23 protein-coding genes, 1 pseudogene and 1 riboswitch are annotated in these 25,949 nt (G+C 70.8%); of the genes and pseudogenes, 6 read left to right on the top strand and 18 right to left on the bottom strand.

What is annotated here, in order from left to right:
- Nucleotides 1-185 precede the first annotated feature (185 nt).
- Nucleotides 186-1,517, bottom strand: a complete 1,332-nt coding sequence (locus AB0N14_RS37045; RefSeq protein WP_366030113.1) for an aminotransferase class I/II-fold pyridoxal phosphate-dependent enzyme — start codon at nt 1,515-1,517, stop codon at nt 186-188.
- A gap of 51 nt (nt 1,518-1,568) precedes the next feature.
- On the opposite strand from AB0N14_RS37045, the gene AB0N14_RS37040 reads away from it, so the two are divergent.
- On the top strand, nt 1,569-2,252 hold the full coding sequence (locus AB0N14_RS37040; protein ID WP_366030114.1) for a pyridoxamine 5'-phosphate oxidase family protein: 684 nt from the start codon (nt 1,569-1,571) through the stop codon (nt 2,250-2,252).
- Between the two features lie 98 nt (nt 2,253-2,350).
- On the opposite strand, the pseudogene AB0N14_RS37035 reads toward AB0N14_RS37040, so the two are convergent.
- The 3 genes and pseudogenes from AB0N14_RS37035 to AB0N14_RS37025 all read right to left on the bottom strand — a co-directional run bounded on the left by AB0N14_RS37035 (nt 2,351) and on the right by AB0N14_RS37025 (nt 5,076).
- Nucleotides 2,351-3,304 (bottom strand): annotated as a pseudogene (locus tag AB0N14_RS37035) (EamA family transporter).
- A gap of 181 nt (nt 3,305-3,485) precedes the next feature.
- Complete coding sequence (locus AB0N14_RS37030) at nt 3,486-4,496, bottom strand: EamA family transporter (RefSeq protein ID WP_366030111.1); 1,011 nt, start codon at nt 4,494-4,496, stop codon at nt 3,486-3,488.
- Nucleotides 4,497-4,542: 46 nt separating this feature from the next.
- The gene (locus AB0N14_RS37025) at nt 4,543-5,076 is read right to left on the bottom strand and encodes a Clp protease N-terminal domain-containing protein (protein ID WP_366030110.1); all 534 of its coding nucleotides are present in this window, start codon (nt 5,074-5,076) and stop codon (nt 4,543-4,545) included.
- Nucleotides 5,077-5,356: 280 nt separating this feature from the next.
- On the opposite strand from AB0N14_RS37025, the gene AB0N14_RS37020 reads away from it, so the two are divergent.
- Nucleotides 5,357-5,785: an SRPBCC family protein gene (locus AB0N14_RS37020; RefSeq protein WP_366030109.1), complete on the top strand. Its 429-nt coding sequence runs from the start codon at nt 5,357-5,359 to the stop codon at nt 5,783-5,785.
- A gap of 70 nt (nt 5,786-5,855) precedes the next feature.
- Here AB0N14_RS37020 and AB0N14_RS37015 read toward each other — a convergent pair whose 3' ends face one another.
- Entirely contained in the window at nt 5,856-6,503 is a 648-nt protein-coding gene (locus tag AB0N14_RS37015) for a PadR family transcriptional regulator (protein ID WP_366030108.1), read from the bottom strand.
- Nucleotides 6,504-6,750: 247 nt separating this feature from the next.
- Here AB0N14_RS37015 and AB0N14_RS37010 point away from each other — a divergent pair, with 247 nt between their 5' ends.
- Nucleotides 6,751-7,560: a PhzF family phenazine biosynthesis protein gene (locus AB0N14_RS37010; RefSeq protein WP_366030107.1), complete on the top strand. Its 810-nt coding sequence runs from the start codon at nt 6,751-6,753 to the stop codon at nt 7,558-7,560.
- A 49-nt stretch (nt 7,561-7,609) separates the two neighbouring features.
- On the opposite strand, the gene AB0N14_RS37005 is transcribed toward AB0N14_RS37010, so the two are convergent.
- Both AB0N14_RS37005 and AB0N14_RS37000 read right to left on the bottom strand, forming a co-directional pair.
- Nucleotides 7,610-8,410: a type II CAAX endopeptidase family protein gene (locus AB0N14_RS37005; protein WP_366030106.1), complete on the bottom strand. Its 801-nt coding sequence runs from the start codon at nt 8,408-8,410 to the stop codon at nt 7,610-7,612.
- A gap of 148 nt (nt 8,411-8,558) precedes the next feature.
- Complete coding sequence (locus AB0N14_RS37000; protein ID WP_366030105.1) at nt 8,559-10,076, bottom strand: glutamate-cysteine ligase family protein; 1,518 nt, start codon at nt 10,074-10,076, stop codon at nt 8,559-8,561.
- A 542-nt stretch (nt 10,077-10,618) separates the two neighbouring features.
- Between AB0N14_RS37000 and AB0N14_RS36995 the strand changes: the two genes are divergently transcribed.
- Complete coding sequence (locus AB0N14_RS36995) at nt 10,619-11,206, top strand: hypothetical protein (RefSeq protein WP_366030104.1); 588 nt, start codon at nt 10,619-10,621, stop codon at nt 11,204-11,206.
- Between the two features lie 402 nt (nt 11,207-11,608).
- Nucleotides 11,609-11,815 carry a DUF5999 family protein gene (locus AB0N14_RS36990; RefSeq protein WP_366030103.1) on the top strand — a complete coding sequence of 69 codons (207 nt, stop codon included), beginning with the start codon at nt 11,609-11,611 and terminating at the stop codon, nt 11,813-11,815.
- A 90-nt stretch (nt 11,816-11,905) separates the two neighbouring features.
- On the opposite strand, the gene gcvP is transcribed toward AB0N14_RS36990, so the two are convergent.
- Nucleotides 11,906-14,791, bottom strand: a complete 2,886-nt coding sequence (gcvP, locus tag AB0N14_RS36985) for an aminomethyl-transferring glycine dehydrogenase (protein ID WP_366030102.1) — start codon at nt 14,789-14,791, stop codon at nt 11,906-11,908.
- A 177-nt stretch (nt 14,792-14,968) separates the two neighbouring features.
- Nucleotides 14,969-15,064, bottom strand: a riboswitch (glycine riboswitch).
- A 126-nt stretch (nt 15,065-15,190) separates the two neighbouring features.
- Here gcvP and AB0N14_RS36980 point away from each other — a divergent pair.
- Nucleotides 15,191-15,559: a PRC-barrel domain-containing protein gene (locus AB0N14_RS36980; RefSeq protein WP_366030100.1), complete on the top strand. Its 369-nt coding sequence runs from the start codon at nt 15,191-15,193 to the stop codon at nt 15,557-15,559.
- A gap of 37 nt (nt 15,560-15,596) precedes the next feature.
- On the opposite strand, the gene AB0N14_RS36975 is transcribed toward AB0N14_RS36980, so the two are convergent.
- From AB0N14_RS36975 to AB0N14_RS36930, 10 genes are all read right to left on the bottom strand, one after another.
- Nucleotides 15,597-16,982: a DNA polymerase IV gene (locus tag AB0N14_RS36975; RefSeq protein WP_366030099.1), complete on the bottom strand. Its 1,386-nt coding sequence runs from the start codon at nt 16,980-16,982 to the stop codon at nt 15,597-15,599.
- A gap of 54 nt (nt 16,983-17,036) precedes the next feature.
- Nucleotides 17,037-17,672, bottom strand: a complete 636-nt coding sequence (locus tag AB0N14_RS36970) for a MerR family transcriptional regulator (RefSeq protein ID WP_366030098.1) — start codon at nt 17,670-17,672, stop codon at nt 17,037-17,039.
- A 392-nt stretch (nt 17,673-18,064) separates the two neighbouring features.
- Nucleotides 18,065-18,538 (bottom strand): bifunctional nuclease family protein, encoded by a 474-nt coding sequence (locus AB0N14_RS36965; protein WP_067026588.1) that lies wholly within the window; start codon nt 18,536-18,538, stop codon nt 18,065-18,067.
- An 83-nt stretch (nt 18,539-18,621) separates the two neighbouring features.
- The gene (locus tag AB0N14_RS36960; protein ID WP_366030097.1) at nt 18,622-19,377 is read right to left on the bottom strand and encodes a MerR family transcriptional regulator; all 756 of its coding nucleotides are present in this window, start codon (nt 19,375-19,377) and stop codon (nt 18,622-18,624) included.
- Nucleotides 19,378-19,396: 19 nt separating this feature from the next.
- Nucleotides 19,397-20,269, bottom strand: a complete 873-nt coding sequence (locus AB0N14_RS36955; protein ID WP_366030096.1) for an FHA domain-containing protein — start codon at nt 20,267-20,269, stop codon at nt 19,397-19,399.
- 61 nt (nt 20,270-20,330) lie between these two features.
- The gene (locus AB0N14_RS36950) at nt 20,331-21,185 is read right to left on the bottom strand and encodes a DUF881 domain-containing protein (protein WP_366030095.1); all 855 of its coding nucleotides are present in this window, start codon (nt 21,183-21,185) and stop codon (nt 20,331-20,333) included.
- Between the two features lie 5 nt (nt 21,186-21,190).
- On the bottom strand, nt 21,191-21,523 hold the full coding sequence (locus AB0N14_RS36945) for a small basic family protein (protein ID WP_019708255.1): 333 nt from the start codon (nt 21,521-21,523) through the stop codon (nt 21,191-21,193).
- A complete protein-coding gene (locus AB0N14_RS36940; protein ID WP_366030094.1) occupies nt 21,520-22,416 on the bottom strand; it encodes a DUF881 domain-containing protein in 897 nt (298 codons plus the stop codon). The genes AB0N14_RS36945 and AB0N14_RS36940 overlap by 4 nt, the downstream gene beginning before the upstream one ends.
- Before the next feature lie 108 nt (nt 22,417-22,524).
- Nucleotides 22,525-25,020, bottom strand: a complete 2,496-nt coding sequence (locus AB0N14_RS36935) for a mannose-1-phosphate guanyltransferase (RefSeq protein ID WP_366030093.1) — start codon at nt 25,018-25,020, stop codon at nt 22,525-22,527.
- Between the two features lie 105 nt (nt 25,021-25,125).
- Entirely contained in the window at nt 25,126-25,743 is a 618-nt protein-coding gene (locus AB0N14_RS36930; protein ID WP_366030092.1) for a CDP-alcohol phosphatidyltransferase family protein, read from the bottom strand.
- Between the last annotated feature and the right edge of the window lie 206 nt (nt 25,744-25,949).

Genomic DNA, 25,949 nt, shown 5'->3' with positions numbered 1-25,949 from the left:
GACCCGATATGACAGCCATACCGCAACCAACGAGCCAGCCCAGCGCCGGTCACCGGCGGGCATCAGAAAACCATGTGCGAAGAACGGGACTAGGGTCTGTCACCCGAGTCGTCGTGCTCGACCACTCGGAAGCGTTCCGCAACGACAAGGGTGTCGTCATCGACCGCTCAGGATCGCCGCCACGCCTAGACGTAGCTCCGCGCAGGAGCCGGACGCACGGCGGAGGCGACCGCGTCCGCCAGGGGCCCGGTGTCGTGCGCGGTCAGGGTCGAGGCGGTGATCCGGATGCCGGGCGGCGCGCTCAGCCGGAAGCGGGCGCCGGGCGCGACGGCCCATCCGGCGTGCAGCAACCGGGCGACCGCGCCGGTCTCGTCGGGCACCGGCACCCACACGTTCATGCCGGTGACGCCGTGGGCCGTGACACCGCGCTCGGCGAGCGCGTCGATCAGCGCGCCGCGGCGCCGCCCGTACTCCGCGGCGACCGCCCGCGCGTCCACCGCGTCGTCCGTCCACAGACGGACCACCGCCCGCTGCACGAACCGGCTCACCCACCCGGGCCCGAGCCGCTGCCTCCCGCGCACCCGGTCGACGGTGACGGTGTCCCCGGTGAGCACCGCGAGCCGCAGGTCGGGGCCATACGCCTTGGCGACCGAGCGGACGAGGGCCCAGTGCCGGGTGACCCCGGCGAGGGGGTGGAGGGGCACGTCGACGATCCCGTGGCCGTGGTCGTCCTCGATCAGCAGGGCCCCCGGATGGTCCCGCAGCACGGAACGCAGGGCACGCGCGCGAGGGGCGCTCACCGCGGCGCCGGTCGGGTTCTGCGCCCGGTCCGTGACGATGAGGGCGCGCGCGCCGGCCTCCAGGGCGGCGCGTACGGCGCCGGGCAACGGCCCCTCGTCGTCGACGCCGACGGGAACCGTGCGCAGCCCGAGCGCCGGCACGAGGTCGAGGGTCCTGCCCCAGCCGGGGTCCTCGACGGCGACGGCGTCCCCGGTCTTCAGATGGGCGGCGAGCACCCGTTCGACGGCGTCGAGCGATCCGGAGACGACGGCGAGCGGGCCGTCCGGCACCCCGTCGGCGTCCAGGGCGGCCCGCGCGAGGCGCGCAAGCTCCGGTTCCACGGCGATGTCGCCGTACAGCACCGGTGCGCGGTCGCCCTCGGCGGCGGCCGCCGCGAACGCCTCCGCCAGCGAGGGCAGCAGCGCCGGATCCGGGTTGCCGCTCGACACGTCGCGTACGCCTTCGGGCACGTCCACACGGATGTGGTCCCGGCCCGTCGTGGCCGGCGCGGGCCGTACCCGGCTGCCGCGGCGTCCGGCGGTCTCGATGACGCCGCGCTCCCGCAGGATGCGGTACGCGGCCGCGACGGTGTTCGGGTTGACGCCCAACTCCACGGCCAACTCCCGTTGCGGCGGGAGCAGTTGACCCGGCTCCAGCTCACCGGTACCGACCGCACGCTCGACGCCGGCCGCGATCTCCGCTGCGCGCCGCCCTGTGAACCGATATCCTCCTAGCACAAAGCAGATTATGCACTAGTTCAATGGAGGACGCACATGCAGGGGGCGCACATGCAGGGGACCCAGCAGCCGACACCGCGGCCCGCCGCCTACACCCCGACCGACCGCACCGTCCCCACGCGCTCCGCGGAGCGTGCCTCGTACGACAAGGAACTGGTGCACGCGATACTCGACGAGGGTTACGTCTGCCACCTCGGGTTCGTCCGCGACGGCGCGCCGGTCGTGCTCCCCACGCTGTACGGCCGGGTCGGCGAGCGGCTGTACGTCCACGGTTCGACCGGCTCGCGCCCGCTGCGGATGACCGGCGAGGCCGACCCGGGGCTTCCGGTCTGTCTGACGGTGACGCACGTCGACGGCCTGGTCCTGGCCCGCTCGGCCTTCCACCACTCGATCAACTACCGCTCCGTGGTGGTGCACGGCATCGCCCACCAGGTCACCGACCCCGAGGAGAAGCGGACGGCCCTGGACGCACTGGTCGACCACGTGGTGCCGGGCCGCTCACGCGACTCCCGGCCCGCCAACAAGAAGGAGCTGGCCGCCACCGCCGTGATCCGCCTCGACCTGGACGAGGTCTCCGCCAAGCTCCGCACCGGCGGCGCGAACGACGAGCCCGAGGACCTCTCGCTCCCCCACTGGGCCGGCGTGGTCCCGGTCCGCAGGAAGTACGGCACCCCGCTCCCGGACGCCGGCCTGGCACCCGGCACCGGCGTGCCGGACTACCTGGCGGCCCTCTGAGGATGCCGTACGGGCGCGGATGCCGTACGGGCGCGGATGCCGTAGGGGCGCGGAACCTTGCCGGAATCCTTGGACCCCGGGAAGGTTCCGCACCCCCGTCATACGAGGACCGGTTCGTCCCGCCGCGCCCGAGCCCCGCGAGCCTCCGCGAGCGCGAGCCCCGCGACCGAGCCGAGCATCAGTGCCGTGCCGACGAGCGTCGCCGCCGTGAGCCGCTCACCGAGCAGCGCGATGGCCAGGACGGCCGCGCCGGCCGGCTCGAGCAGCATGATCACGGAAACGGTGGCGGACCGTACGACAGCCGCGCCCGCGAAATAGAGGGCGTAGGCCAGGGCCGTGGGCACCGCCGCGATGTACGCCAACAGCCCCACCAGCACGGCGGGGTGGGCGGCGTGCGGGAGGAGTCCCTCGTCCAGTGCGAACGGCAGCAGGCACAGACTGGTGACCGCGAACGCCGACACGGTCGTGGCGGACCCGTCGGCCGCGCCGTCGCGCCCCCACCATCGGGTGAGCAGCGTCATGACGCTGTAGCCGGGCCGCCGACACGACCGCGAGCAGCACACCCCATGGGCGCACGGTCGCGCCACCACCGCCGAGCACGAGCACCCCCCGCCCGGCGAGCGCCCCGGCGACGGCGGCGACCCCGCCGCCCCCGAGCCGCTCCCCCAGGGTGAGGCGGGCGCCGAGGGCGATCAGGACGGGCCCGGCGCCGAGGGTGACGACGGTCGCCACCGCGAGCCCGGTGGCGGAGACGGCCGCGAAGTAGGCGGTCTGGAAGACGGCGAGCCCGAGCCCGGTGGCACAGGCCCGCAGCGCCCTGCGGCCGAGCGGCCCGGATGCGGCGGTGCGGGCCGCACGCGGGCGCATCACACGGGCGGCGACCAGGAGCACGAGCCGGCCGAGCATCGCCAGAAGGACAGGGCGACAGGGCCCATATCACTGGCCCGGTAGACCAGGGACGCGGCCGCGCCCGCGGTACCCCAGGCGGTACCGGCGACGATCAGGTAGAGAATGCCTCGCCCGACGGGCAGGCCGGAGGCAGCATTCGACACGAGTTGTCTCCGCAGAGGTGCAGAAGTTCGGCAGGGGACCCGTCATGCGCCGGGTCCGTGGACTTCTTCTGCGGGCAGCACACCGCTGCGCCCGGCGGTGGGCCGGGCGCGGATTCCGGAGGGCCCGCCTCAGGCGGCCGGAGGCGGAAGAACGAGTGCGTCCGAATGCATGATCCGTACCCTAGGCGGCGGCTTCGCGGGCCGACAACTCACTTTCCTCTTCCTCGTCCGCGCTCGCGACCGGCTCCGCCGAGCCCTGCACGGGCGCCGAGGACTGGGCGATGAACGCGCCCACCAGGACCACCGCACCGCCGATGATCTGCGGCGCCGAGAGGTGCTCGCCGAGCAGCACCCAGGCCAGCACGGTGGCGATGACCGCTTCGAGGCAGGCCACCACGCCCGCGACCTGGGGCGAGAGCCGGCGTACGGACAGCACGCCGGTGACGTAGGCGAGGACCGTGGCGACGAGCACGATCCAGGCCAGGAGGAGGACGGCCGGGACACGCGTGCCGTTCATGTCCGCGGTGCCGGTGAGCACCGGCCAGTCCATGGTCCAGGGACGCGCGACGACGGTGAGCACGGCGGCCCCGACGAGCAGTCCGAACGCGATGACGCCGAGCGGGTCGGGGGCCTGGTCCCCCGCCTCGCTGCCCTGGTCGGACAGGACGAAGTAGCCGACCTGGCAGCAGGCGGCGCCGAGCGCGAGCAGTATCCCGAGCGGGTCGAAGCCCAGCCCCGACCACACCTCGACGACGCAGGCGAGCCCGCCGACCGCGAGGACCACACCGACCGCCGCGGCACGCGTCACCGGCCGCCGCTGCACGAAGCGCACCCAGCCGAGGACGAGCGCGGGCGCCAGGTACTCGATGAGCAGGGCGACACCGACGGGTATCCGGGACAGCGCGGCGAAGTAGCAGGCCTGGACGCCGGCGACGGCCAGCAGCCCGAACCCGGCGAGCAGGGCGGGGCGGCGGCCCAGCAGGGCGCGGTGGCGTACGGAGAGCGGCAGCATCAGGAGCGCCGCGCCCGTGACCCGCAGCCACACCACGTGCAGAGGGTCGAGCCCCGCCTGGATCAGCGGCTTGGCCGCGACACCCGACCCACCGAAGGCGACCGCCGACGCGAGCGCGAGCCCCAGCCCGACGCCTCTGCCACGGTTGCTCTCACTGCCCTGAGACGTATGCACCGGCACATGATGGCAGGAGACGACATGAGCGTCACCATCAATAGCTCCTGTCTCAGCGACTGGACGGAACCGCGCCCGCCGCCTCGATCCCATCCGCCAGCACCCTTACGTCGACGCCCGCGCGGCCGAGGACCTCGACGGCGCGCGATTCGGGGTCCGCGACCATCGCCGCGAGCAGGTCCAGCCCGCGTGCGCATACGTCGCCACGCCCGGCAGCACGCCCGTACGCCGTCCCGAGGGCGGTGGCCGCGGCGGGCGACCAGCCGTCCGGCTCCTTCAGCACCGGCACCGCGCCCGAGTCCTCGACGGTGGTCTGCCAGCGCAGGCCGTAGCCGATCGCGCGCTGGACGAGGTAGCCGAGCAGCCGGGCGACCTGCGGCCCGTCGAAGACGGCGCGCACCTCGGGGTCGGACTCCAGCAGCGTGTGCAGCAGATGGGCGGTGTCGATCCCCCGGTCCCCATCACGCAGCGCCCTCCTGCGGGCGCCGGAAAGCACCGCTGCCAGCTCCGAGGTGACCCTGGCATCGGGGTGGGACTCGTGCGTGCCGCATTCGGCGGCCGGTCGCTGGACATGACGGGGTGGCACGTCCTCCACCCCATCAGTCCCAGCGGTCCGAGTCATCCTCGGCTGGCAGCATTTGCGCGTCCGACACAGGTTGGGCATGGCTGACCCGGTTCTCCTCCTTACGGATGACATCGCGCCCTTTCCGCTCAGGGGCCGCGCATCGCCCCGCCCGTGGCCGGTGCGGGATCGGCGCCCACCATTTCTGACTGTTCATCAGTATTGAATGTCGCAGAGCCTGCGACTACGTTCCGCGACACCACGGCTGCGCCCGGCGCAGCAGCCGACGCGAAGGGGTGGCCGCATGGCCGAGGTCAGCGCGGAAGTTCGCATCGAGGCCCCCGCCGGGAAGGTGTGGGCCGCGCTCACGGACTGGTCGGCGTACGGCGAGTGGAACGCGACCCACACCGGCTTCCCGAAGGGCGGTCCCGAAACCCCCGCGGTGGGCGGAACCTTCGAGGAGAACATGAAGCTCATGGGCTTCCCGGCCGAGGTCACCTGGACCATCGACGAACTGCGCCCGGAGCGCGTGCTGTCCATCCGCGGCAAGGGCCCGATGGCCGTGGACCTCGTCACCCGTTGCACACCGACACCCGACGGCGAGGCCACCTCGGTGCGCATCGACGGGGAGTTCACCGGCGCGGCGGTGTCCCTCATGGCGGGCAAGCTGAAGGACTCGGCGACGGCCACGCTGAACGAGTCGCTGCGCAGGCTGGGCGCACTGGTGTCCTGACGGTACGTACGCCGACGCGAAGGCGCCCCGCGGACGCGGTGACGCGGGGCGCCCTCACCTCACCGCGCCGTCAGTGCTCGTCGGCGAGGATCAGGTACAGCTTTTTGCGGGCCTCGTTGATGACCGCGAGGGCCTTGTCGCGCTGGTCCTTGTCACCGGTCTTCCAGACCTGGCCGAACGCCTCCATCAGACCGACGCCGGCCTGCCGGATCTCGTGCAGCGCCTCCCAGTCGACACCGCGCGAGGCCTCCTCCCAGGGGGCGTCGGGGCCCTCGTCGGCCGCGGCGCGACCCGGCTCGGTGAGCGAGAAGAGCTTCTTGCCTCCCTCGCTCTCACTGGTGATCAGACCCTCGTCCTCCAGCAGCTGGAGCGTGGGGTAGACCGAGCCCGGGCTGGGCTTCCAAGCCCCGCCGCTGCGCTCGGCGATCTCCTGGATCATCTCGTAGCCGTGCATGGGCCGGTCCTTGAGAAGTGCCAGGATCGACGCGCGTACGTCGCCGCGCCGCGCCCTGCCCCGCGGTCCGCCCCGGCCGCGCCCGCCCCACGGGCCGCCCGGGCCGAAGAAGCCCGGCCCACCGAAGCCGGGGCCACCGGGTCCGCCCGGCCCGAAGGGTCCGAAGGCTCCCCGCCGACCGTCGAAGCCGCCCCTCATGTGGTGGCCGGCGCCGCCGTGGTGTCCGTGTCGCTCGTATCCGAAGTCCGGTCCATGGGAACCCATCCCGACCACTCCATTCCATCGTTGATCTGTCGCGATGCTTCAACGATATATCGGGACTGTTCGCATGACAAGGCCCTCCGAAGCTCGGACAGAAGCCGGGGTCCGGGCCGCCCGGCCGGGCCGCCGGCCGCCCGCCGCCTGCCGCCGACCGCCGACCGCCGACCGCCGACCGCCGACCGCCGACACCAGTCCAGCCGCCCCGAATTGGCCTTGGCCCGCCCTGACCGCGGGCCTCTAGCGTCGGCCCATGCGGATTCGTATCGTCGACGCCTTCACCGACCGCCCCTTCGTCGGCAACCCGGCCGGTGTCCTCCTCCTCGACTCCTTCCCGGACGACGACTGGCTCCAGAACGTGGCCCGCGAGGTCAACCACGCCGAGACCGCCTTCGCACACCGTCTGCCCGACGGAGGCGAGGCCGACTGGGCGCTGCGCTGGTTCACCCCCACCACCGAGGTCGCCCTCTGCGGCCACGCGACCCTGGCCACCGCCCACGTCCTGCACACCACGGGCGCCCACGAGGGCCCCGTTCGGTTCGCCACCCGCAGCGGTGTCCTCCGCGCCGCGCCTCACGAGGACGGTTCGGTCACTCTGGACTTCCCCACCGCGCCGCTCACCCGCGTCGAGATCCCCGACGGCGTGGCCGAGGCCCTCGGCGCCCAGCCCCGCACCGCCGTCGACACCGGGCCGGGCGTCGGTGACCTGGTCCTCGAGCTCGCAAACGAGAAGACGGTCCTCGGCCTCGCCCCGGATCTCCGGGCGCTCGCCCGCCACTCACGGCGCGGCATCATCGCCACCGCCCGCGCCGAGGACCCCTCCCGCGGGTACGACTTCGTCTCGCGCTGCTTCTTCCCGAACGTGGGCATCGACGAGGACCCGGTCACCGGCAGCGCCCACACCGCCCTCGCCCCCTACTGGTCCGAGCGCCTCGGCCGCCCCGACCTCACCGGGCTGCAGGCCTCCCCGCGCTCCGGCCGCGTCCGCACCGAACTCCGCGGCGACCGCACCCTGCTCACCGGCCACGCGGTCACCGTCATCGAGGGCAAACTGCTCGCGTAACGGCACACCAGGGGCTCGCGGCGCCCTCGTGCGCCCCTGCCCGGCCGGTTCACGCCGTCGGCAGCCAGCCCACCTTCCCCGCCAGCAGCGCGTACCCCACGAACGCCCCGATGTCGAGCAGTGAGTGGGCCACCACCAGGGGGCCGACCCGCCCCCAGCGCCGGTACAGGTAGACGAAAACCACGCCCATCACCATGTTGCCGAAGAAGCCGCCGATGCCCTGGTAGAGGTGGTAGGAGCCGCGCAGCACCGAGCTGGCCACCAGGGCGGTGCCGGGGGTCCAGCCCAACTGGCCCAGCCGGCGCAGCAGATAGCCGACGACGATGACCTCTTCGAGGACGGCGTTCTGCACCGCCGACAGGATCAGTACGGGGAACTTCCACCACACGTTCGGCAGCGCCTCGGGCACCACCGTCAGATTGGCGCCCAGCCCTCGGGCGGCCAGGTAGAAGGCGATGCCCGTGGAGCCGATCACCGCCGCGATCGCCGCCCCGCGCCCGACGTCCGGCCACGGCCTCCTCCGGTCGAAGCCGAGCGTGCGCAGCGACGCGCCCTCCCGCAGCAGGAAGTGCGCGACCAGCGCCACCGGGACCAGCGCGGTGGCGATCCCGAAGAGCTGCCAGGCGAGATCGAGCCAGGGGCGGCCGGGCGCGGCCGAGGCGTTCATGGTGGCCGCCTGGTCCTTGAGCCCGCCGGGTTTGGTGACCGATCCCACAAAGCTGATCAGCGCGGAGACCCCGCTCGCCCCGAGCGAGAGCCCCAGCACCAGCAGCGTCTCGGCACGGAAAATCCGTCGCGTCGGTCCTTCCGCCGTAAAGGAATCGGCCACCGACCCTGCCTCCACCCGCACTCCGCCTCCAATTGAGCGATCCCCCCTCGTCCCCATCTTCTGCCATACGGCTGTGTATGGGCACGGGGCTCAACAGGGAGGGGCTGCTCGTCAGGGGAGACGGACCAAGGTGACCGTGCGGCCGGTCAGCCCGGCCGCACGGGATCACTCACCTCACGCCCGCCGGTTCCGGTAATCCGACCGGCCAGGTGTGGACCGGCTCTCCGGCGTGCATCAGCTCGCGGTACCGCACGGTCGTCGCGGCCAGCGCGGCGTCCCGGTCGAGCCCCCGCTCCAGGGCCCGGTGGAACATGGCGGCCTGCCAGCTCGCGCCGTTGACGCGACGCCGGCACCGCTCCTCGATCACTCCGAGGTAGAAGTCCCGGTCGGCGGGTTCGACTCCCCACGCGTCCAGTCCCGCCTCGGCGAGCGGCAGCAGCTCGTCGCGCACCAGGTCCACGGCCGCCACCTCGGTGGTCCCGCCGTACCGGCCGCGCTTGGGCCACTGCAGGCGTGCCTCGATGCCGTACCGGCAGGCCGCGTCGAAGTTGGCGGCGGCGGCCTCGAACGGCATCCGCGTCCACACCGGCCGCGTTTCCTCGGCGAGGGCGCGGACCAAGCCGTAGTAGAAGACCGCGTTGGCGATCACGTCGGTGACGGTGGGGCCCGCGGGCAGCACCCGGTTCTCCACTCGCAGATGCGGGACGCCGTCCGCGATGCCGTAGACGGGTCGGTTCCAGCGGTAGATGGTGCCGTTGTGCAGGACCAGCTCCGAGAGCTTCGGGACGCCTCCCTCGTCCAGGACGCGCAGGGGTTCCTCTTCGTCGCAGATCGGCAGCAGTGCCGGGAAATAGCGCAGGTTCTCCTCGAACAGGTCCTGGGCCGAGGTGATCCAGCGCTCCCCGAACCAGGTGCGCGGCCGCACACCCTGCGCCTGGAGTTCCGGCGGCCGGGTGTCGGTGGACTGCTGGAACAGCGGCGGCCGGGACTCGCGCCACAGCTCACGTCCGAACAGGAACGGAGAGTTGGCGCCGAGCGCGACCTGCACCGCCGCGACCGCCTGGGCCGCGTTCCACAGGTCCGCGAAGCGGTTCGGGGTGACCTGGAGGTGCAGCTGTACCGAGGTGCAGGCGGCCTCGGGCGTGATGGACCGCGCGCTGCACTCGAGCCGTTCGACACCCTCGATGTCGAGCCGGAAGTCCTCACCGCGCGCGGCCACGATCTGGTCGTTGAGAAGGGTGTAGCGGTCGACCGCGGAGAGGTTCGAGGAGACCAGGTCGTCGCGGTCGAGCGTCGGGAGGATGCCGATCATCAGGATCGAGGCATCCAGCTCGTTCGCTTTCCGGTCGGCATAGGCGAGCGAGATCCGCAGCTCCTCGGCGAGCCGGTCGAAAACCCGGCCGCCCAACCTGTGTGGAGCTATGTTGACCTCGAGGTTGAACATGGCGAGTTCTGTTTGGAAATCTCGGCTGGCAATCCTTTCCAGAACCTGGGCGTTCATCATTCTCGGAGTCCCGTCCTGCCCAACGAGATTCAACTCGATCTCCAGGCCCATCAGATTCTTGGGGCGATCGAACCGCTTCTCCTCCAGCAGTCGCGCCAGTCCCGTCAGGCACTGCCTGAGCTTGTCGCGGTAGTGCTGGCGATCGGACAGGTCGAACGGCCCTGCCACGACCTTCTCTCCCATCGAAGCGTCCCTCCTGAGATGGGCAGGCCGACGTTACGGCCGCTGCTGTCCCGGGTCACGGGGGATGATGCCCAGGCAACGCGATCGATAACGTCCCAGTTGCGACCGTCACCCGCTACGCTGGAGGCGGCGCACCGCCGGGCACATTCACGAGGCATGGGGCAGGACGCAGTTTCACGGTGCAACCGTGTCGTGAAAAACGCCGACGAGAATCAGCCGACCGCTACGGACAAGTATTCCGAGGTCGCCCCGCTGACGGCTGCGCAAGACCGGGACGTATCCCGCTTATCGCCGACCGGATATCACCTTGCCGACATGAGCGCGTCGTTCCGATGAAACAACGCATGAACACGCGTCGTATAAACTTTGCGCACGGGGCAGAGAGTTGGCGCTCACGGTTCGGGCCCTGTCGTCAAAGCGCCGCCATTCGTCCGGGCTCGGTTACCCCCTTCCCTCCCTCTGACCCCGAGAGCTGACAGCGCCGTCCGCCCGCCCACCGCGCCCTCGTGCCCCTTTGCCTGTCGAATGAGAGGCGACCCACCATGCAGCTGCATGTCCCTCCGGCTCCCGCGCCCGCTCTCCGCTCCGTCCTCACGGCACTCGGTTCCCCCACCGCGGTACGGGAGGCTCCCACCCCCTCCCTGCGCACGGCCCAGGGACCCGCGACCCCCGAACTTCCGCTGCCCGTCCATGTCCTGGACCGGATCACCCCGGCCGGCGCATCAGCCACCCGGCTCGCCGGGTGGCGATTCCTCATCCGCTCCGGGGGCCGGGCCGTGGCCGCCGCCGAAACCATGCTGACGCCCGACGGCTGGGCCTTCTCGCACTTCTTCGAGGGCCCGTACGTCGCCGCGACCGAGCGCGCCGTGCTCCAGGCGGAAGCCTCGCTGACCGAGCCCTACCAGGCCCGGCTGCTGTCCGTGCCGGAGCTGTACATGCTCACCCTGTGGCTGCACGGCGACTGCACGGCCGACGGCGCGACGGGCCACCCGGCCGCGAACGACCTCCTGGTACCGCTCGCCCCGGCGCCGCCCGGCATCGCGGCGCACCGCCCGCACCGCGTCGCCGACCTCCTGCCGATCCTGACCCTCCGGGTCACCCGCACCCCGCTGCTCGGCCAGCCCGCTTAGCTTCCGGGTCTCCTCTCACCGTGCCCCGCCGCCGGAAACGGCCGCGGGGCACGGCACATGTTCGGGCCATCGAACACCCCCCGCCCCCTCGCTCGTTCGTGCCCGATCACGCTCTTACGAGGGATGACGTGCGGGTCGGCCCATACGGACTAGCCCCTTCCGGCCACCGCGAACCATCCGAAGTGACCGTGCGGCCGGGCTGAACCGTCCGGGCGGGGGATGCGTCATGAACCTGTGAGGAGCGGTGCTGCCAAATCCCTGCGGATCGACGCCCGTGGGGCAACACTGGGTTCCTGACCGACGTATCACCGACGGGGGGCGGCGATGAGCGACATCACGAGCCGCAGGACAGACACGACAGCCATCTCACACATACCGACAGAGCGAAAGATCCCCACCACCATGTGCCAGCACCAGCCACCGTGCCCGACCGCCGAATCCGCCGACCGGGAGTCCGCCCGTCTCGTGGTGCACCACCCGGAGCAGGGATGGAGCCTGCTGTGCAACGGCGTGCTCCTGTTCGAGGACACCGGTGAGCTTCTGCCGGACGGCCAGATCATCGCCCCGCACCGCCCGCTGGGCACCGACCAGGTGATGACAGCCGCCTGAGTGCGCACCAGGGCATCCGCTGCCCCGACACACGAGGGGCCGGCCGGAGACACACGCTCCGCACCGGCCCCGACGCATGTCCGAGGGTGATCACTCCTCGTAGGCGTCCAGCGGCGGGCAGGAGCAGACCAGGTTCCGGTCGCCGAAGGCCTGGTCGATGCGGCGCACCGGCGGCCAGTACTTGTCCGCGGCCGACACACCGGCCGGGAAGACGGCCTCCTCACGGGTGTAGGCGTGCTTCCACTCCCCGCCCAGCGCCGCCGCCGTGTGCGGCGCGTTGCTCAGCGGGTTGTCCTCCGCGGGCCACTCGCCCGAGCCGACCTTCTCGATCTCCGCACGGATGGCGATCATCGCGTCGCAGAACCGGTCCAGCTCGGCCAGGTCCTCCGACTCGGTGGGCTCGATCATCAGCGTGCCGGCCACCGGGAACGACATCGTCGGCGCGTGGAAGCCGTAGTCGATGAGCCGCTTGGCGACGTCGTCCACGGTCACGCCGGTCGCCTTGGTCAGCGGCCGCAGGTCGATGATGCACTCGTGCGCGACCAGGCCGCCGGGGCCGGTGTAGAGGACCGGGTAGTGCGGCTCCAGACGCCTGGCGATGTAGTTCGCGGACAGCACGGCCACCTGCGTGGCGCGCTTGAGGCCTTCGCCGCCCATGAGCCGGACGTACGCCCAGGAGATCGGCAGGATGCCCGCGGAGCCCCAGGGGGCGGCCGAGATCGGGCCCACGCCCGTCTGCGGACCGGCCTCGGGCTGCAGCGGGTGGTTCGGCAGATACGGCGCCAGGTGCTCGCGGACCGCCACCGGGCCGACGCCCGGACCACCGCCGCCGTGCGGGATGCAGAACGTCTTGTGCAGGTTCAGGTGCGAGACGTCGCCACCGAAGTGGCCCGGCTTGGCCAGGCCGACCAGCGCGTTCAGGTTGGCGCCGTCGACGTAGACCTGCCCGCCCGCCTCGTGCACCGCCGCGCAGATGTCGGCGACGTGCTCCTCGAACACGCCGTGCGTGGACGGGTACGTGATCATCAGTACCGACAGCTCGTCGCGGTACTGCTCGATCTTGGCCCGCAGGTCCTCGACGTCGATCTCGCCGTCCTCGGCGGTCTTCACCACGACGACCTTCATCCCGGCCATGACGGCGCTGGCGGCGTTGGTGCCGTGCGCGGAGGACGGGATGAGGCAGACGGTGCGCTGGTCGTCGCCGTTGGCGCGGTGGTAGCCGCGCACGGCCAGCAGACCTGCCAGCTCGCCCTGGGAGCCGGCGTTGGGCTGGAGGGAGACCTTGTCGTAGCCGGTGACCTCGGCGAGACGTTCCTCCAGCTCGTGGATGAGCGTGAGGTAGCCCTGGGCCTGCTCGGCGGGCGCGAACGGGTGCAGCTGACCGAACTCGGGCCAGGTGACCGGCTCCATCTCCGTGGTCGCGTTGAGCTTCATGGTGCAGGAGCCCAGCGGGATCATGCCGCGGTCGAGCGCGTAGTCACGGTCGGCCAGCCTGCGCAGGTAGCGCAGCATCGCGGTCTCGGAGCGGTGCTGGTGGAACACCGGGTGGGTGAGGTAGTCGTCGCTGCGGAGCAGGGTCTGCGGGAGCGCGTCCTCGATGGTGGCGTCCAGCGCGTCGATGTCGCCCCCGACGCCGAACGCGGTCCACACCGCGCGCAGCTGGGCCCGGCCGGTGGTCTCGTCGCAGGCGGCCGAGACGTGGTCGGCGTCGACGAGGCGCAGGTTGACGCCGTTCTCGCGGGCGGCGGCGACGACGTCGGCGGCCCGCCCCGGGACCCGGGCGGTGACGGTGTCGAAATAGGTGCCGTGGACGACCTCGACCCCGCCGGCCGTCAGGCCCGCGGCGAGGACCGCGGTGTACCGGTGGGTGCGCCGGGCGATGTTCCGCAGGCCCTCGGGCCCGTGGTACACGGCGTACATCCCGGCCATCACGGCGAGCAGCACCTGCGCGGTGCAGATGTTGCTGGTCGCCTTCTCGCGGCGGATGTGCTGCTCGCGCGTCTGCAGGGCGAGCCGGTACGCCCTGTGGCCGTCGGCGTCCACGGAGACTCCCACGAGCCGGCCGGGCAGGCTGCGGGCGAACTTCTCGTGCACCGCCATGTAGCCCGCGTGCGGGCCGCCGAAGCCCATCGGGACGCCGAAGCGCTGGGTGGTGCCGACGGCGATGTCGGCGCCGAGCTCGCCGGGCGACTTCAGCAGGGTCAGCGCGAGCAGGTCGGCGGCGACGGTGACGAGGGCGCCCAGCTGATGGGCCTGGTCGATGAGGGGCTTGATGTCGCGTACGGCACCGGAGGCGCCCGGGTACTGGATCAGTACGCCGTTGATCTCCCGCTCGGCGACCTCGGCCGGGATGCCGGCGCTGAGGTCGGCGACGACGACCTCGACACCGGTGGGCTCGGCGCGGGTCTGAATCACGGCGATGGTCTGCGGCAGCGCGTCCGCGTCGACCAGGAACAGGCCCTTCTTGTTCTTGCCCATGCGCCGGGACAGCGCCATGGCCTCGGCGGCGGCCGTGCCCTCGTCGAGCAGGGAGGCACCGGAGGTCGGCAGGCCGGTGAGGTCGGCGACCATGGTCTGGAAGTTGAGCAGGGCCTCCAGCCGGCCCTGGGAGATCTCCGGCTGGTAGGGCGTGTACGCGGTGTACCAGGCGGGGTTCTCCATCACGTTCCGAAGGATCACCGGGGGCGTGAAGGTCCCGTAGTAGCCGAGACCGATCATGGAGTCCAGGACCTGGTTGCGGTCGGCGAGGGAGCGCAGCTCGGCCAGCACCTCGGCCTCGGTGCGCGCGCCCGGCAGGTCCAGGGCGTCGGCGTTCTTGATCACATCGGGCACCGCGGCGGCGGTCAGCTCGTCGAGGGAGCCGTAGCCGACCTGCGCGAGCATCTTGGCCCGCGCCTCCTGGTCGGGCCCGATGTGGCGGTGCTCGAACGGAGTGCCCTGTTCGAGCTCGGAGAGCGGAATGCGCTGGGCGGTCATTGCGGAGGCCTCCTGGTCTGACGCGACCTTCGAGGGGCACCACGGCGCGGGTACCCCGACGGCCTCCCCCTCTGTCATCTCGACCTGAGAGCTTCACCGGTCCGCCCGAAGGCTCGCCGGCTTTCACCGTCGGTGAGAGCGGAAGCCGTCGACACCCGCCCTGCTTTCCAGAGTGACCTCGTCCGTGCGGTACCTGGGCCTGAGAGATTCCGGGGAGGATTTGCTCCTTCGGCGCCTCCGGATCGCTCCGGAGGACTCTCCCGCACGGGGTCAACGGCCGCTTGCCAGACTACCAGCGAGGATGAGTCGGCAGCCTGCGCGGGAATCTTCAAGTGGCCACCTTCCCGAATGTGCTCTTTCGTAGTGCTTACGGATGGGTTGCGACCAGTTGGAGGGACCGTGCAGACCGACATCGATCCGCGGAATCTGATCGGCCGCAAGGCGTTCGACCGCAATGGCCACAAGATCGGCACCGTCGACGAGGTGTACCTCGACGACGCGACGGGTGCACCGGAGTGGGCGGCCATACGGACCGGCCTGTTCGGCAGGGACGCGTTCGTCCCCCTGGAGCCCAGCGAGCTGGTCGAGGGCGCGCTGTACGTCCCCTTCGAACGCGCCCTGATCAAGGAGGCCCCCGACTTCGGCGTCGGCCGCCACCTGTCCCCCGGACAGGAACTGCAGCTCTACCACCACTACGGCCTGGACGTCTCGGCACCGCCGCCGCCGGACCGTGACTTCGGCCGTTTGGCGGGGTCGGACGAGACGTGACGGGTCGGCGGCAGACTTCCGTGCCTGCTCACCGGTGTCAGGCGCCCGTGCCCGTGGGGGCCGGGCGCTCCGCGATCTCTGAGGCGTCGGGCACCAGGGGCAGCGGGTCCGCCGGCTCCAGCTGAGGGTCGCCGACGCTGAACGTGCGGACCCGGCCCGGCTCCGACTGCGGTGTCTCGAACCGTACGGTCACCCTGCCCAGCCCGCTGCCCTGCACCCATCCCGGCCCGTACTCGGCATGACGGACGTCGTGCCCCGCGAGCCAGACCCGCTCGGGTGGCGCCGCCGGCTCTTCGGCCAGGGGCTCCTCCGCCTCCGGTCTCTCCTCCGTCGTGGCCTCCGCCGCCGCCAGGTGGGCCTGCGCGAACAGGTCCTCCTGTGTGTAGTCGGCGAGTCCGCTGACGCCCACACCCAGCAGCCGTACCCCGCCGGTCGTGTCCACGGGCTCCAGCAGCCGCGCCGCCGCCTCCCGCACCACCGCGGGATCGTCCGTGGGCCCCCTCAGGGTCTCGGACCGGGTCAGGGTGGAGAAGTCGTATCTCCGCACCTTCAGCACGATGGTCCGCCCCGACAACCCGGCGTCCCGCAGCCTGCGCACACACCGGTCCGCCAGCCGCTGCACCTCCAGGCCGATCCGCAGCCGGTCGTGGATGTCGACGTCGTACGTGTCCTCGACGGACACCGACTTGGCCTCCCGCTCGGCGACCACCGGCCGCTCGTCGTGCGCCAGCGCCATCGCGTACAGCGCCTGCCCGTGCGCCTTGCCGAGCAGCCGTACGAGCTCGTCCTCGCCCGCCTCGGCGATCTCGTCGATCGTGGTGATCCCGGCCCGCCGCAGGTGGTCACCGGTCGCCGGGCCGACCCCCGGCAGCGTGCGCACCGGCAGCGGACCGAGCAGCGCGCGCTCGGTACCCGGCCGTATCAGTACCAGGCCGTCCGGCTTGGCCTGCTCCGAGGCGATCTTGGCGAGCATCTTGGAGGCGGCGAGTCCCACGGACCCCGTCAGCCCGGTGGCGGTCCGGATGTCCGCGCGCAGCTTCACGCCGACCCCTCGCGCCGACTCCTCGTCCCAGGCTGCTCCCCCGGCCTCCAGATCCACGAAGGCCTCGTCCAGGCTCAACGGCTCCACCAGCGGCGACAGACCCCGCAACAGGGACATCACCTGCTCGCTGATCCTGCGGTAGATCCCGAAGCGCGGCACCAGATACGCGGCGTTGGGCGCGAGCCGGCGTGCCTGGGCCATGGGCATCGCCGAGTGCACCCCGAAGACCCGTGCCTCGTACGACGCCGTGGCCACCACTCCACGCGGCCCCAGCCCGCCCACGATCACGGCCTTCCCGCGCAGGCTCGGCTTGGCCGCCTGCTCCACCGAGGCGTAGAAGGCATCCATGTCGAGGTGCAGGATGGTCGGCGCGGTTCTCACATCTCCGATGCTGCCCTACACCACTGACAATGCGGCCCTGCCGCGGCCTGCCTCTCAGACCGCCCGGTTGCGCCGCCGCGCCAGCTCGTCGGCCGGGTTGTGGCCCACGATCGTCTCGCCCGTGTCGACACGCTCACCGTGCATCTGCGACAGCGCGTTCTCCACGTCCCGCCACACGACGCCCACGGCGATGCCGAAGATGCCCTGCCCGCCCTGGAGCAGGGCGTGGACCTCGTCCGGGGACGTGCACTCGTAGACCGTCGCACCGTCGCTCATCAGCGTCATCCGCTCCAGGTCGCGGAAGCCTCGCTCCCTGAGGTGCTGGACCGCGGTACGGATGTTCTGCAGGGACACTCCGGTGTCGAGGAAACGCTTGACGATCTTCAGGACGACGACATCGCGGAAGCTGTACAACCGCTGCGTCCCCGACCCGTAGGCGGGGCGCACGCTGGGTTCGACCAGACCGGTCCTGGCCCAGTAGTCCAACTGCCGGTAGGTGATGCCCGCGGCGGCGCACGCCGTGGGACCGCGATAGCCGATGTCCTCGGAAGCCGCCCCTCCGCCGCCCGGCACGGGCGTCGGCCGCTGAGGGGCGGAGCCGGCCGCGTTGCCGTGAAGCCGGTACGGGCCGCTCTCCCCCAGACTGCGTCCAGGGACACCCCCAGCCGTACCGCCGCCGCTGCTTCTCACGCCGACCTCCGTCCTTGACCTGCCTTCTCGACGGTAGGCAGTCACCACGGGTGCGTCAACGATCGCCACACTCGGCACGCCGAGTGATAATCACCCTAGGAGTGGTTTCCCGTGCCCTCCCGCGGGGAAAGACTAGCCGAATGCTCTCGCGGCCCCTCTAGGGCCGCGGCCCCGGCCGCCTGCCTCTTTGTCACACCCCGACGGCCAGACGCGTCCTGGCGGCTCCCGGCACCCCACGGCTTCGTGCCCTGGGCCATCCCCTTCAGCGCAGTGCGCAAGCCCACACCGCGGTCGGCGCGCTCGAGCCCGTGCCCCGCGAGCGGCGCCGCAGAGACACGACGGGCAAGCCGCGGGCGCCGCGTCGCCCGTGGGCCCAACCCCCGGAGGGACCGTCACTGGTTGCTGGTCCCGAAGTCCTCCGGTGAGATCTGATCGAGGAACTCGCGGAACTTCTCGACCTCGTCCTCCTGCTCGTCCGGGATGGCGATCCCCGCGTCGTCCAGCACCCCGTCACTGCCGTAGATCGGCGTGCCGGTGCGCAGCGCGAGCGCTATGGCGTCGGACGGGCGGGCGCTCACCTCGACACCGCTGGCGAAGACCAGCTCCGCGTAGAAGACGCCTTCACGCAGATCCGTGATGCGCACTTCCGTGAGCTCCTGCCCGACGGCCTCCAGCACGTCCTTGAACAAGTCGTGCGTCAGAGGTCGCGCGGGGGCCATGCCCTGCTGGGCGAACGCGATGGCCGTCGCCTCCCCGGGGCCGATCCAGATGGGGAGGTAGCGGTCGCCTCCCACTTCACGCAGGAGCACGATCGGCTGGTTGGAGGGCATCTCGACCCGGACACCTACGACATCGAGCTCGTTCACACAGCAACCCTAGGCCGTGCTCGGGATGTTTGGGTAGTCGGGCACAGAACGCCTGGCCGATCCGCCCACGGCGAACGCCCGGATCAGGGCAGCCGCACGCCCAGCGCGGACTGCACCAGCGCCGCGTGCAGTTTCACCGCGAGCCCCGCGAGCTCCTTCGTACGGGCCTCGGCATGCGCCCTGGTCTGTGGATTGCGGTGGCGGCGCAGCGGGGCCACCACCTGGTCCACCAAGCCGGCCTCGCGGTCTGCGGCGGCCTTCACCGCGCGCAGATGACGTGGCTCGATGCCGTGCCGTCCCAGTTCCACCACGAGAGTGGCCACGGTGATCGCCTCGGCTTCGTACGTGCCGTCCGGCAGCGGCGCTAGCAGCCCGTACGACTCCCACTCCTGAAGCTGCTCGGCACCGATCCCGGCCGCCGCCAGCAGCTCCTCGCGGCCGATCCGGGCGGCCGCGGGGCTCTCGGGCTCGCCCAGGAGGTCTCCGAGCAACTCGCCCTCGCCGGTCTCCCCGGGCCGGCCCAGGGACGGCAGCCGTACCTCCTCGCCCCGCTCCAGGGCGTCCAGGTGCTCGCGGATCACCTTCAGCGGAAGATAGTGGTCCCGCTGCATCCTCAGCACCTGGCCGAGCCGCTCGACGTCACGCGCACTGAACTTGCGGTACCCCGAAGAGGTCCGCTGCGGCTCGATGAGCCCTTCGGACTCCAGGAAACGGATCTTGGAGATGGAGACTTCGGGGAACTCCTCTCGCAGCACGTTCAGCACCGTGCCGATGCTCATCAGCCGGCCGTCCGCCGCGGCGGTGCCGCTGTCGGCACCGCCGCTCGGTGTGTGAAGCATGGACCCTTCCCCGCGCGGGTCAGATGCCCCGCTGGCTCGCGTAGAAGACCAGCCTGTACTTGCCGATCTGCACCTCGTCGCCGTTGTGGAGCGCGACCTGGTCGATGCGCTCGCGGTTGACGTACGTGCCGTTGAGGCTGCCGACGTCGGCGACCGTGAACATGCCGTCCGGGCCCCGGCGGAACTCGACGTGGCGGCGCGAGACCGTCACGTCGTCCAGGAAGATGTCGCTCTGCGGATGACGCCCCGCCGTGGTCAGGTCGCTGTCCAGCAGGAAGCGGCTGCCCGAGTTCGGGCCCCGGCGCACCACCAGGAGCGCCGAGCCGAACGGCAGCGCCTCCACGGCCGCCTGTGCCTCGGGCGACAGCGTCGGCACCGGCGTCTGGCCGGTGGCCTCCGCGTCGTAGGCCTCCAGGCCCGAGATGGAGATCGTGGACGTCGTCTCCGACGCACGCTCCGGGACCGCCCCGGCCCGCAGCGGCGCACCGCAGTTGGAGCAGAAGCGGCTGTTCTCCGCGTTGCGGTGACCGCACCGCGTGCACACCAGGGCCGACATGCCCCCGAAACCTATGCCGTCGGACGCGGCAGGGTCAACATACGGCGCGCCCTGACCTCCGGAAATGTGACCACCCGGACCACTGACCTGATCGCGGAACAGCGGCCGCTGGCCCTCCGCGTCTCCCGGCTGTGCGCGATGGCGGGCAGTCGCGTTGTCGCTGCCCTCTCGCGCGCTCTTGCCGAACAACTTCGCAAACAACTTCACGGGCGATTCCCCTTGACCGAAACAGACCCGCCCGTGGGGCAGGACGAACCCTGATTGCATACACCGGCCGACCCGGACATCCTCACAACGTCCGTTTCCACCAGACAGTTTCCACCACGCACCACCCAATCGGTGCGCCGACCCCCCGCAACCTCATGCCCCTGCCGGACGGCCTCCATGCACCCCCGGTTCACTGGGAGGACGACCGAGCGTAGTCAGGCCGCTTCGCCGCTCGCAAGGCGTCCACGACGATCTTCGTGGAACGCTCCACGGTGACTATGGCCTGCTCCTTCTCGAGAGTCTGCACCACGCCTCCGGGGATGTTGAGCGCCGGTTCGAGGTCCTGCGGTTTGCCGATGACCTTGAAACGGTAGGGCTGGGTGATCTTGTTCCCGTCGACGCTGACACCTTTCCCGGCGTCCGCCAGGTAGGTGCCGGCGACGACCCGTACGCCGTTCACCTCTATCGCCTCCGCGCCGGCCGCGCGCAGCTCCTGGATCGCGTCGAGCAGCATGTCCGCCTGGACCGTCCCCTTCGTGTCCTGGACCGTCATGGTGATCCCGGGTCCTTCGGCGGCCACCGTGCCCGCCAGGATGCCGAGTTGCTTCTCCTTCTCGGCGGTCTGCTTGCGGGCCTCCTCGGCCCGGTCCGAGCTGTTCTCCAACTCGGCCCGCTGATCCTCGAGACCCTGCTTCTCGTCCTGAAGACGCTGCGTACGGTCGTCGAGTTCATCGAGGATGCGCACAAGATCCTCTTGGCGCGCGCCGCGCAGGGCACTGCTGCCGTCGCTGTTGGAGGCGACCTGGACGGCCAGGCCGAAGCCGAGGCCGAACAGCAGCACGGCGACGATGAGTTGGGCACGGGTGACGCGCGGCGGCCACAGTCCCTGCACCAGGCGCTGACGGCCGGTCAGTCCGGTGGCCTGCTCGTCGTCCGCCGTCCCCGACGTCTCGGGGGCCGCGGCCGGCACCTCCTCGGGCAGTTCCCTGCGCAGCCGGTGCTCGGAGGTCTGCGGCGGCTCGGTCGTCTCGTCCTCGTTGCTCATCGGCCTCACGCCCGGAAAACATGCCGGCGGATCGCCGCCGCGTTGGAGAAGATGCGGATGCCTAGGACGACCACCACGCCGGTGGACAGCTGCGCGCCGACGCCCAACTTGTCGCCCAGGAACACGATCAGCGCCGCCACCACCACATTGGACAGGAACGACACCACGAAGACCTTGTCGTCGAAGATGCCGTCGAGCATGGCCCGCAGACCACCGAACACGGCGTCCAGCGCCGCCACGACGGCAATCGGAAGGTAAGGCTCGACGACCGCCGGGACCTCGGGCCGGACCAACAGGCCGACCACCACTCCGACGACGAGGCCCAGTACCGCGATCACGATGTGCCCTTCTCTGTACTCGGTTGTGCTGTTCGTACGATCACACTGGGGGCGGCGGGCAGCCGGATGTCACCCTCGGTGGAGATGCCGGTCCGGATCCCGTAGTTGTCCTGCAGCGCGTGCAGGTAGAGCCCGTCGGCGCTGTTCTGGAACCGCGTGCTGAGCCGTGCCCCGTCCCCCACCGCGAGCACCGTGTACGGCGGCACCAGCGGCCTGTTGTCCACCAGTATCGCGTCACCCGCGGCCCTGATCGCCGACAGGGCGGTCAGCCGCTGCCCGTTGATCGCGATCGCCTCGGCACCCGACTCCCACAGCCCGTTGACGACGCGCTGCATGTCCCGGTCGCGTACGCGCCCGGTGTCGGAGAACCCCGAGGTCTCACGCGGGTTGCCGTCGCCACCCGTGGTGGCTTCCTTGGCGTCGTCGACGACGAGCTTCACCCCAGGACCGTGCACCGCGACGGCGCCCGACAGGATCCCCACCAGGTCGGCCGGGTCGCCGCTCCCGTCCTGCCGCAGGGCCGCGCGCTGCCGTGCGCTCACGTCGTCGCGCAGCCTGTCGACCGTGCCCTCGAGCTTGTCCGCGGCGGCGGTCTCGCGCTGGATGCGGTCGATGAGTTCCTGACGCTCCTTGGCGACCGTCGGCGCGGCGATCCGCGCCTGCGCGGCGCCCACCGTCACCACCAGGGCGGCGAGCACGAGCCCTGCCGCGAGACCGAGCTTCGCCCGCACCGTTCTGGGCATGCCCGCAGCACCCTCGGATCCCTTCCGGGCAGCAGCCTGGGCGTATCCGTCGTCGAGGCTGTGGTCCATGACGTTGGTGAGCAACGACATGGAGGCGTCCGGGCGCGAGGGGCGCGTCGGTGTGCTCCGAACGGGGGGCGGCTGCGGCATGCCGCACATCGTCGCACGTCGCGCGCGCTACCTCCGAATGGCCCCACACGCGTGCCGGACAGGCCCCCTTGGGGGACACTCGTCCGGCACGCGCGCGTGCCGCGTGTTTTACCGTCCGGCGCTGTCCACGACGGTCGACCACTCGTCCAGAAGGGCCTGCGCGGAGGCGTCGTCGGGCCCTTCGGCCCACAAGTGGGTGACGGCCTCGGCCGGGTCTGGCAGCACCAGCACCCAACGCCCGTCGGTCTCCACGACCCTTACGCCGTCGGTCGTGTCCACGAACCGGTCGCCTGCAGCCTCCACGACCCGGCGCATCACCAGTCCCTTGACGGCCCACGGAGTCGCGAGATCGCGCTTGAGGACGTGCGCCCGCGGAATCCGCGCGTCGATCTGGCTGAGGGTGAGCTGGGTCCGCGCCACCAGCCCGATCAGCCGTACGAACGCGGCCGTGCCGTCGAAGACGCTGCTGAACTCCGGCACGATGAATCCGCCACGGCCGTCGCCGCCGAAGATCGTCGACTCGTCGCGGCCCACGCGGGTGAGGTCGTCGGGCGAGGTGGTCGTCCACTCTACCTGCGTCCCGTGGTACGCCGCCACCTGCTCGGCGATCCTCGTCGTCGTCACCGGCAGCGCCACCCGCCCGCTGCGCCGCTCGGCGGCCACGAGATCGAGCATCACCAGCAGCGCCCGGTCGTCCTCGACGATGCGTCCCTTCTCGTCGACGAGCGACAGCCGCTCACCGACGGGGTCGAACCTGACGCCGAACGCGGCCCCCGACGAGGCGACGATCTCACCGAGCCGCACCAGCCCCGCCCGCCGCGCTTCCGCGGACTCGGTGGGCCGGGACTCGTCCAGTCCGGGGTTGATCGTCAGGGAGTCCACGCCGAGCTTGCCGAGCAGGCTGGGGAGAACCAGCCCGGCACTGCCGTTCGAGGCATCCACGACGACCTTGAGGCCCGACTCGGCGATCCCCGTGGTGTCGACGCTCCGCAACAGCGAACCGGTGTACGAGTCGAAGACGCTGGACGGGAAGTACAGGTCCCCGATCTCACCCGGGAAGGCCCGCCGGTACTCCTGCCGCGCGAACACCCGGTCAAGTTTGCGCTGACCGGCCTGGGACAGGTCGGCGCCCTGCCCGTCGAAGAACATGATGTCGACGGAGTCCGGCACACCGGGCGACGTCCGGATCATGATGCCGCCGGCGCTGCCTCGCGCGGTCTGCTGCCGAGCCACGGGCAGCGGTACGTTCTCCAGGTCCCGTACGTCGATGGCGCTGGCCTGGAGCGCCGAGATGACCGCGCGCTTCAGCGCACGCGCGCCACGGGAGTGGTCACGTGCCGTGGTGACCGTCGAACCCTTCTTGAGGGTGGTGGCATACGCGCCGGCCAGCCGTACGGCCAGCTCCGGGGTGATCTCCACGTTCAGGATGCCGGACACACCGCGGGCGCCGAAGAGGTGTGCCTGTCCGCGGGACTCCCAGATCACCGAGGTGTTGACGAAGGCACCGGCCTCGATGGTCTTGAACGGGTACACCCGTACGTTGCCCTGGACGATGGATTCCTCGCCGATGAGGCACTCATCGCCGATCACCGCGCCGTCCTCGATCCGGGCCGCTCGCATGATGTCGGTGTTCTTGCCGACCACACAGCCCCGCAGATTGCTGTGCTGGCCGATGTACACGTTGTCGTGGACGACGGCCTTGTGCAGAAACGCCCCGCTCTTCACCACCACGTTCGAACCGACGACGGTGTGTTCCCGTATTTCGGCGCCGGCCTCCACCTTGGCGTAATCACCGATGTAGAGCGGCCCCCGCAGCACGGCGTCGGGGTGTACCTCCGCGCCCTCCGCGACCCAGACGCCCGGGGAGATCTCGAAGCCGTCGATCTCGACGTCGACCTTGCCCTCAAGGACGTCGGCCTGGGCCTTCACATAGCTCTCGTGGGTGCCGACGTCCTCCCAGTAGCCCTCGGCGACATAGCCGTAGACCGGCTTGCCCTCCTTCATCAGCTGCGGGAAGACATCGCCGGACCAGTCGACCGGAACGTCGGGTTCGACGTAGTCGAAGACCTCGGGCTCCATGACGTAGATGCCCGTGTTCACGGTGTCGGAGAAGACCTGGCCCCACGTCGGCTTCTCCAGGAAGCGCTCGACCTTTCCCTCGTCGTCGACGATGGTGATGCCGAATTCCAGCGGGTTGGGCACACGCGTCAGACAGACGGTGACCAGGGCGCCCTTTTCCTTGTGGAAATTGATCAGATCGGTGAGGTCGAAGTCGGTCAGGGCGTCACCGGAGATCACCAGGAACGCGTCGTCCTTGAGTGCTTCCTCGGCGTTCTTGACGCTCCCGGCGGTACCGAGTGGCTTCTCCTCGTTGGCATATGTGAGCTCCATACCGAGCTCTTCGCCGTCACCGAAGTAGTTCTTGACGAGTGAAGCCAGGAACTGCACGGTTACGACGGTCTCGTTGAGCCCATGCCTTTTGAGTAGCCGCAGCACATGCTCCATGATCGGCCTGTTGGCCACCGGCAGGAGCGGCTTGGGCATGCTCGAGGTCATGGGGCGAAGGCGCGTGCCTTCGCCTCCGGCCATCACGACGGCCTTCATGTCGGAAGCGTCCTCCTCCAAGAGACGACGGTCCAGCCGACTTCACCCGTCTAGATTGTCCCGCAGTTTCCCTGGGCGGGCCATCGAGCCGCGCGCGGCGGGCAATCAGTGGGCTGAATCGGCCACGGCGTCCGCCCTGACAAGTCGGCGGACTTGGACCACGTAGAGGACTCCTGCCCACCAATAGAGCGTTGTACCCCATCCGGCGAACGCCCATCCGAAAATAGCAGCGAGTGACGCGATCCATCCAGTTCCGTCACTGAGGAGCAGCAGCGGGAAGGCGTACATAAGGTTGAAGGTGGCGGCCTTCCCGAGGAAGTTCACCTGAGGCGGCGGATAGCCGTGACGCCTGAGGATGCCCACCATCACCAGCAGAACCAGCTCTCGCGCCACCAGTACCCCGGTCAGCCAAAGAGGCAGAATGCCGCGCCAGGTGAGACCGAGCAGGGTCGAGGCGATGTAGAGCCGGTCGGCGGCGGGGTCGAGGAGCCGGCCGAGGCTGCTGATCTGGTTCCAGCGCCGGGCGAGCTTGCCGTCGAGATAGTCAGTGACGCCACTCAGCACCAGCACCAGCAGGGCCCAGCCGTCGCTGTTCGGCCCGCCGAACTCGGGCCTGAGGATCAGCCACAGGAAGACGGGCACGCCGACCAGCCGCGCCATGCTGAGGATGTTCGGGATGGTGAGGACGCGGTCCGTCTGGACACGGGTCTCCTGGACCTCCACCCGGGGGCCTCCTGCGGGAACGAACCAACGATGCCCCCTGACCTTACCCGGCGGGTTGGCGCCGGGGTGCGGAGGGGTTCGCTTGTGGCCCCTGCTCAGGGGCCGGCCTGGAACGCAGAAAACCCCCGTGCTGAATAGCACGGGGGTTTTCTCAAGAATTGTTCGGCGGTGTCCTACTCTCCCACAGGGTCCCCCCTGCAGTACCA

Source organism: Streptomyces sp. NPDC051104, from assembly GCF_040682835.1.
Classification (GTDB): domain Bacteria; phylum Actinomycetota; class Actinomycetes; order Streptomycetales; family Streptomycetaceae; genus Streptomyces; species Streptomyces cynarae.
This window is presented reverse-complemented; position numbering and strand designations above follow the sequence as displayed.

Excerpts from the sequence above, each read along its gene's own strand:
- AB0N14_RS37040 (WP_366030114.1), top strand. The coding sequence starts at position 1,569 with ATGCAGGGGACCCAGCAGCCGACACCGCGGCCCGCCGCCTACACCCCG.
- AB0N14_RS37020 (WP_366030109.1), top strand. The coding sequence starts at position 5,357 with ATGGCCGAGGTCAGCGCGGAAGTTCGCATCGAGGCCCCCGCCGGGAAG.
- AB0N14_RS37015 (WP_366030108.1), bottom strand. The coding sequence starts at position 6,503 with ATGGGTTCCCATGGACCGGACTTCGGATACGAGCGACACGGACACCAC.
- AB0N14_RS37010 (WP_366030107.1), top strand. The coding sequence starts at position 6,751 with ATGCGGATTCGTATCGTCGACGCCTTCACCGACCGCCCCTTCGTCGGC.
- AB0N14_RS37000 (WP_366030105.1), bottom strand. The coding sequence starts at position 10,076 with ATGGGAGAGAAGGTCGTGGCAGGGCCGTTCGACCTGTCCGATCGCCAG.
- AB0N14_RS36995 (WP_366030104.1), top strand. The coding sequence starts at position 10,619 with ATGCAGCTGCATGTCCCTCCGGCTCCCGCGCCCGCTCTCCGCTCCGTC.
- AB0N14_RS36990 (WP_366030103.1), top strand. The coding sequence starts at position 11,609 with ATGTGCCAGCACCAGCCACCGTGCCCGACCGCCGAATCCGCCGACCGG.
- gcvP (WP_366030102.1), bottom strand. The coding sequence starts at position 14,791 with ATGACCGCCCAGCGCATTCCGCTCTCCGAGCTCGAACAGGGCACTCCG.
- AB0N14_RS36960 (WP_366030097.1), bottom strand. The coding sequence starts at position 19,377 with ATGCTTCACACACCGAGCGGCGGTGCCGACAGCGGCACCGCCGCGGCG.
- AB0N14_RS36950 (WP_366030095.1), bottom strand. The coding sequence starts at position 21,185 with ATGAGCAACGAGGACGAGACGACCGAGCCGCCGCAGACCTCCGAGCAC.
- AB0N14_RS36940 (WP_366030094.1), bottom strand. The coding sequence starts at position 22,416 with ATGCCGCAGCCGCCCCCCGTTCGGAGCACACCGACGCGCCCCTCGCGC.
- AB0N14_RS36935 (WP_366030093.1), bottom strand. The coding sequence starts at position 25,020 with ATGAAGGCCGTCGTGATGGCCGGAGGCGAAGGCACGCGCCTTCGCCCC.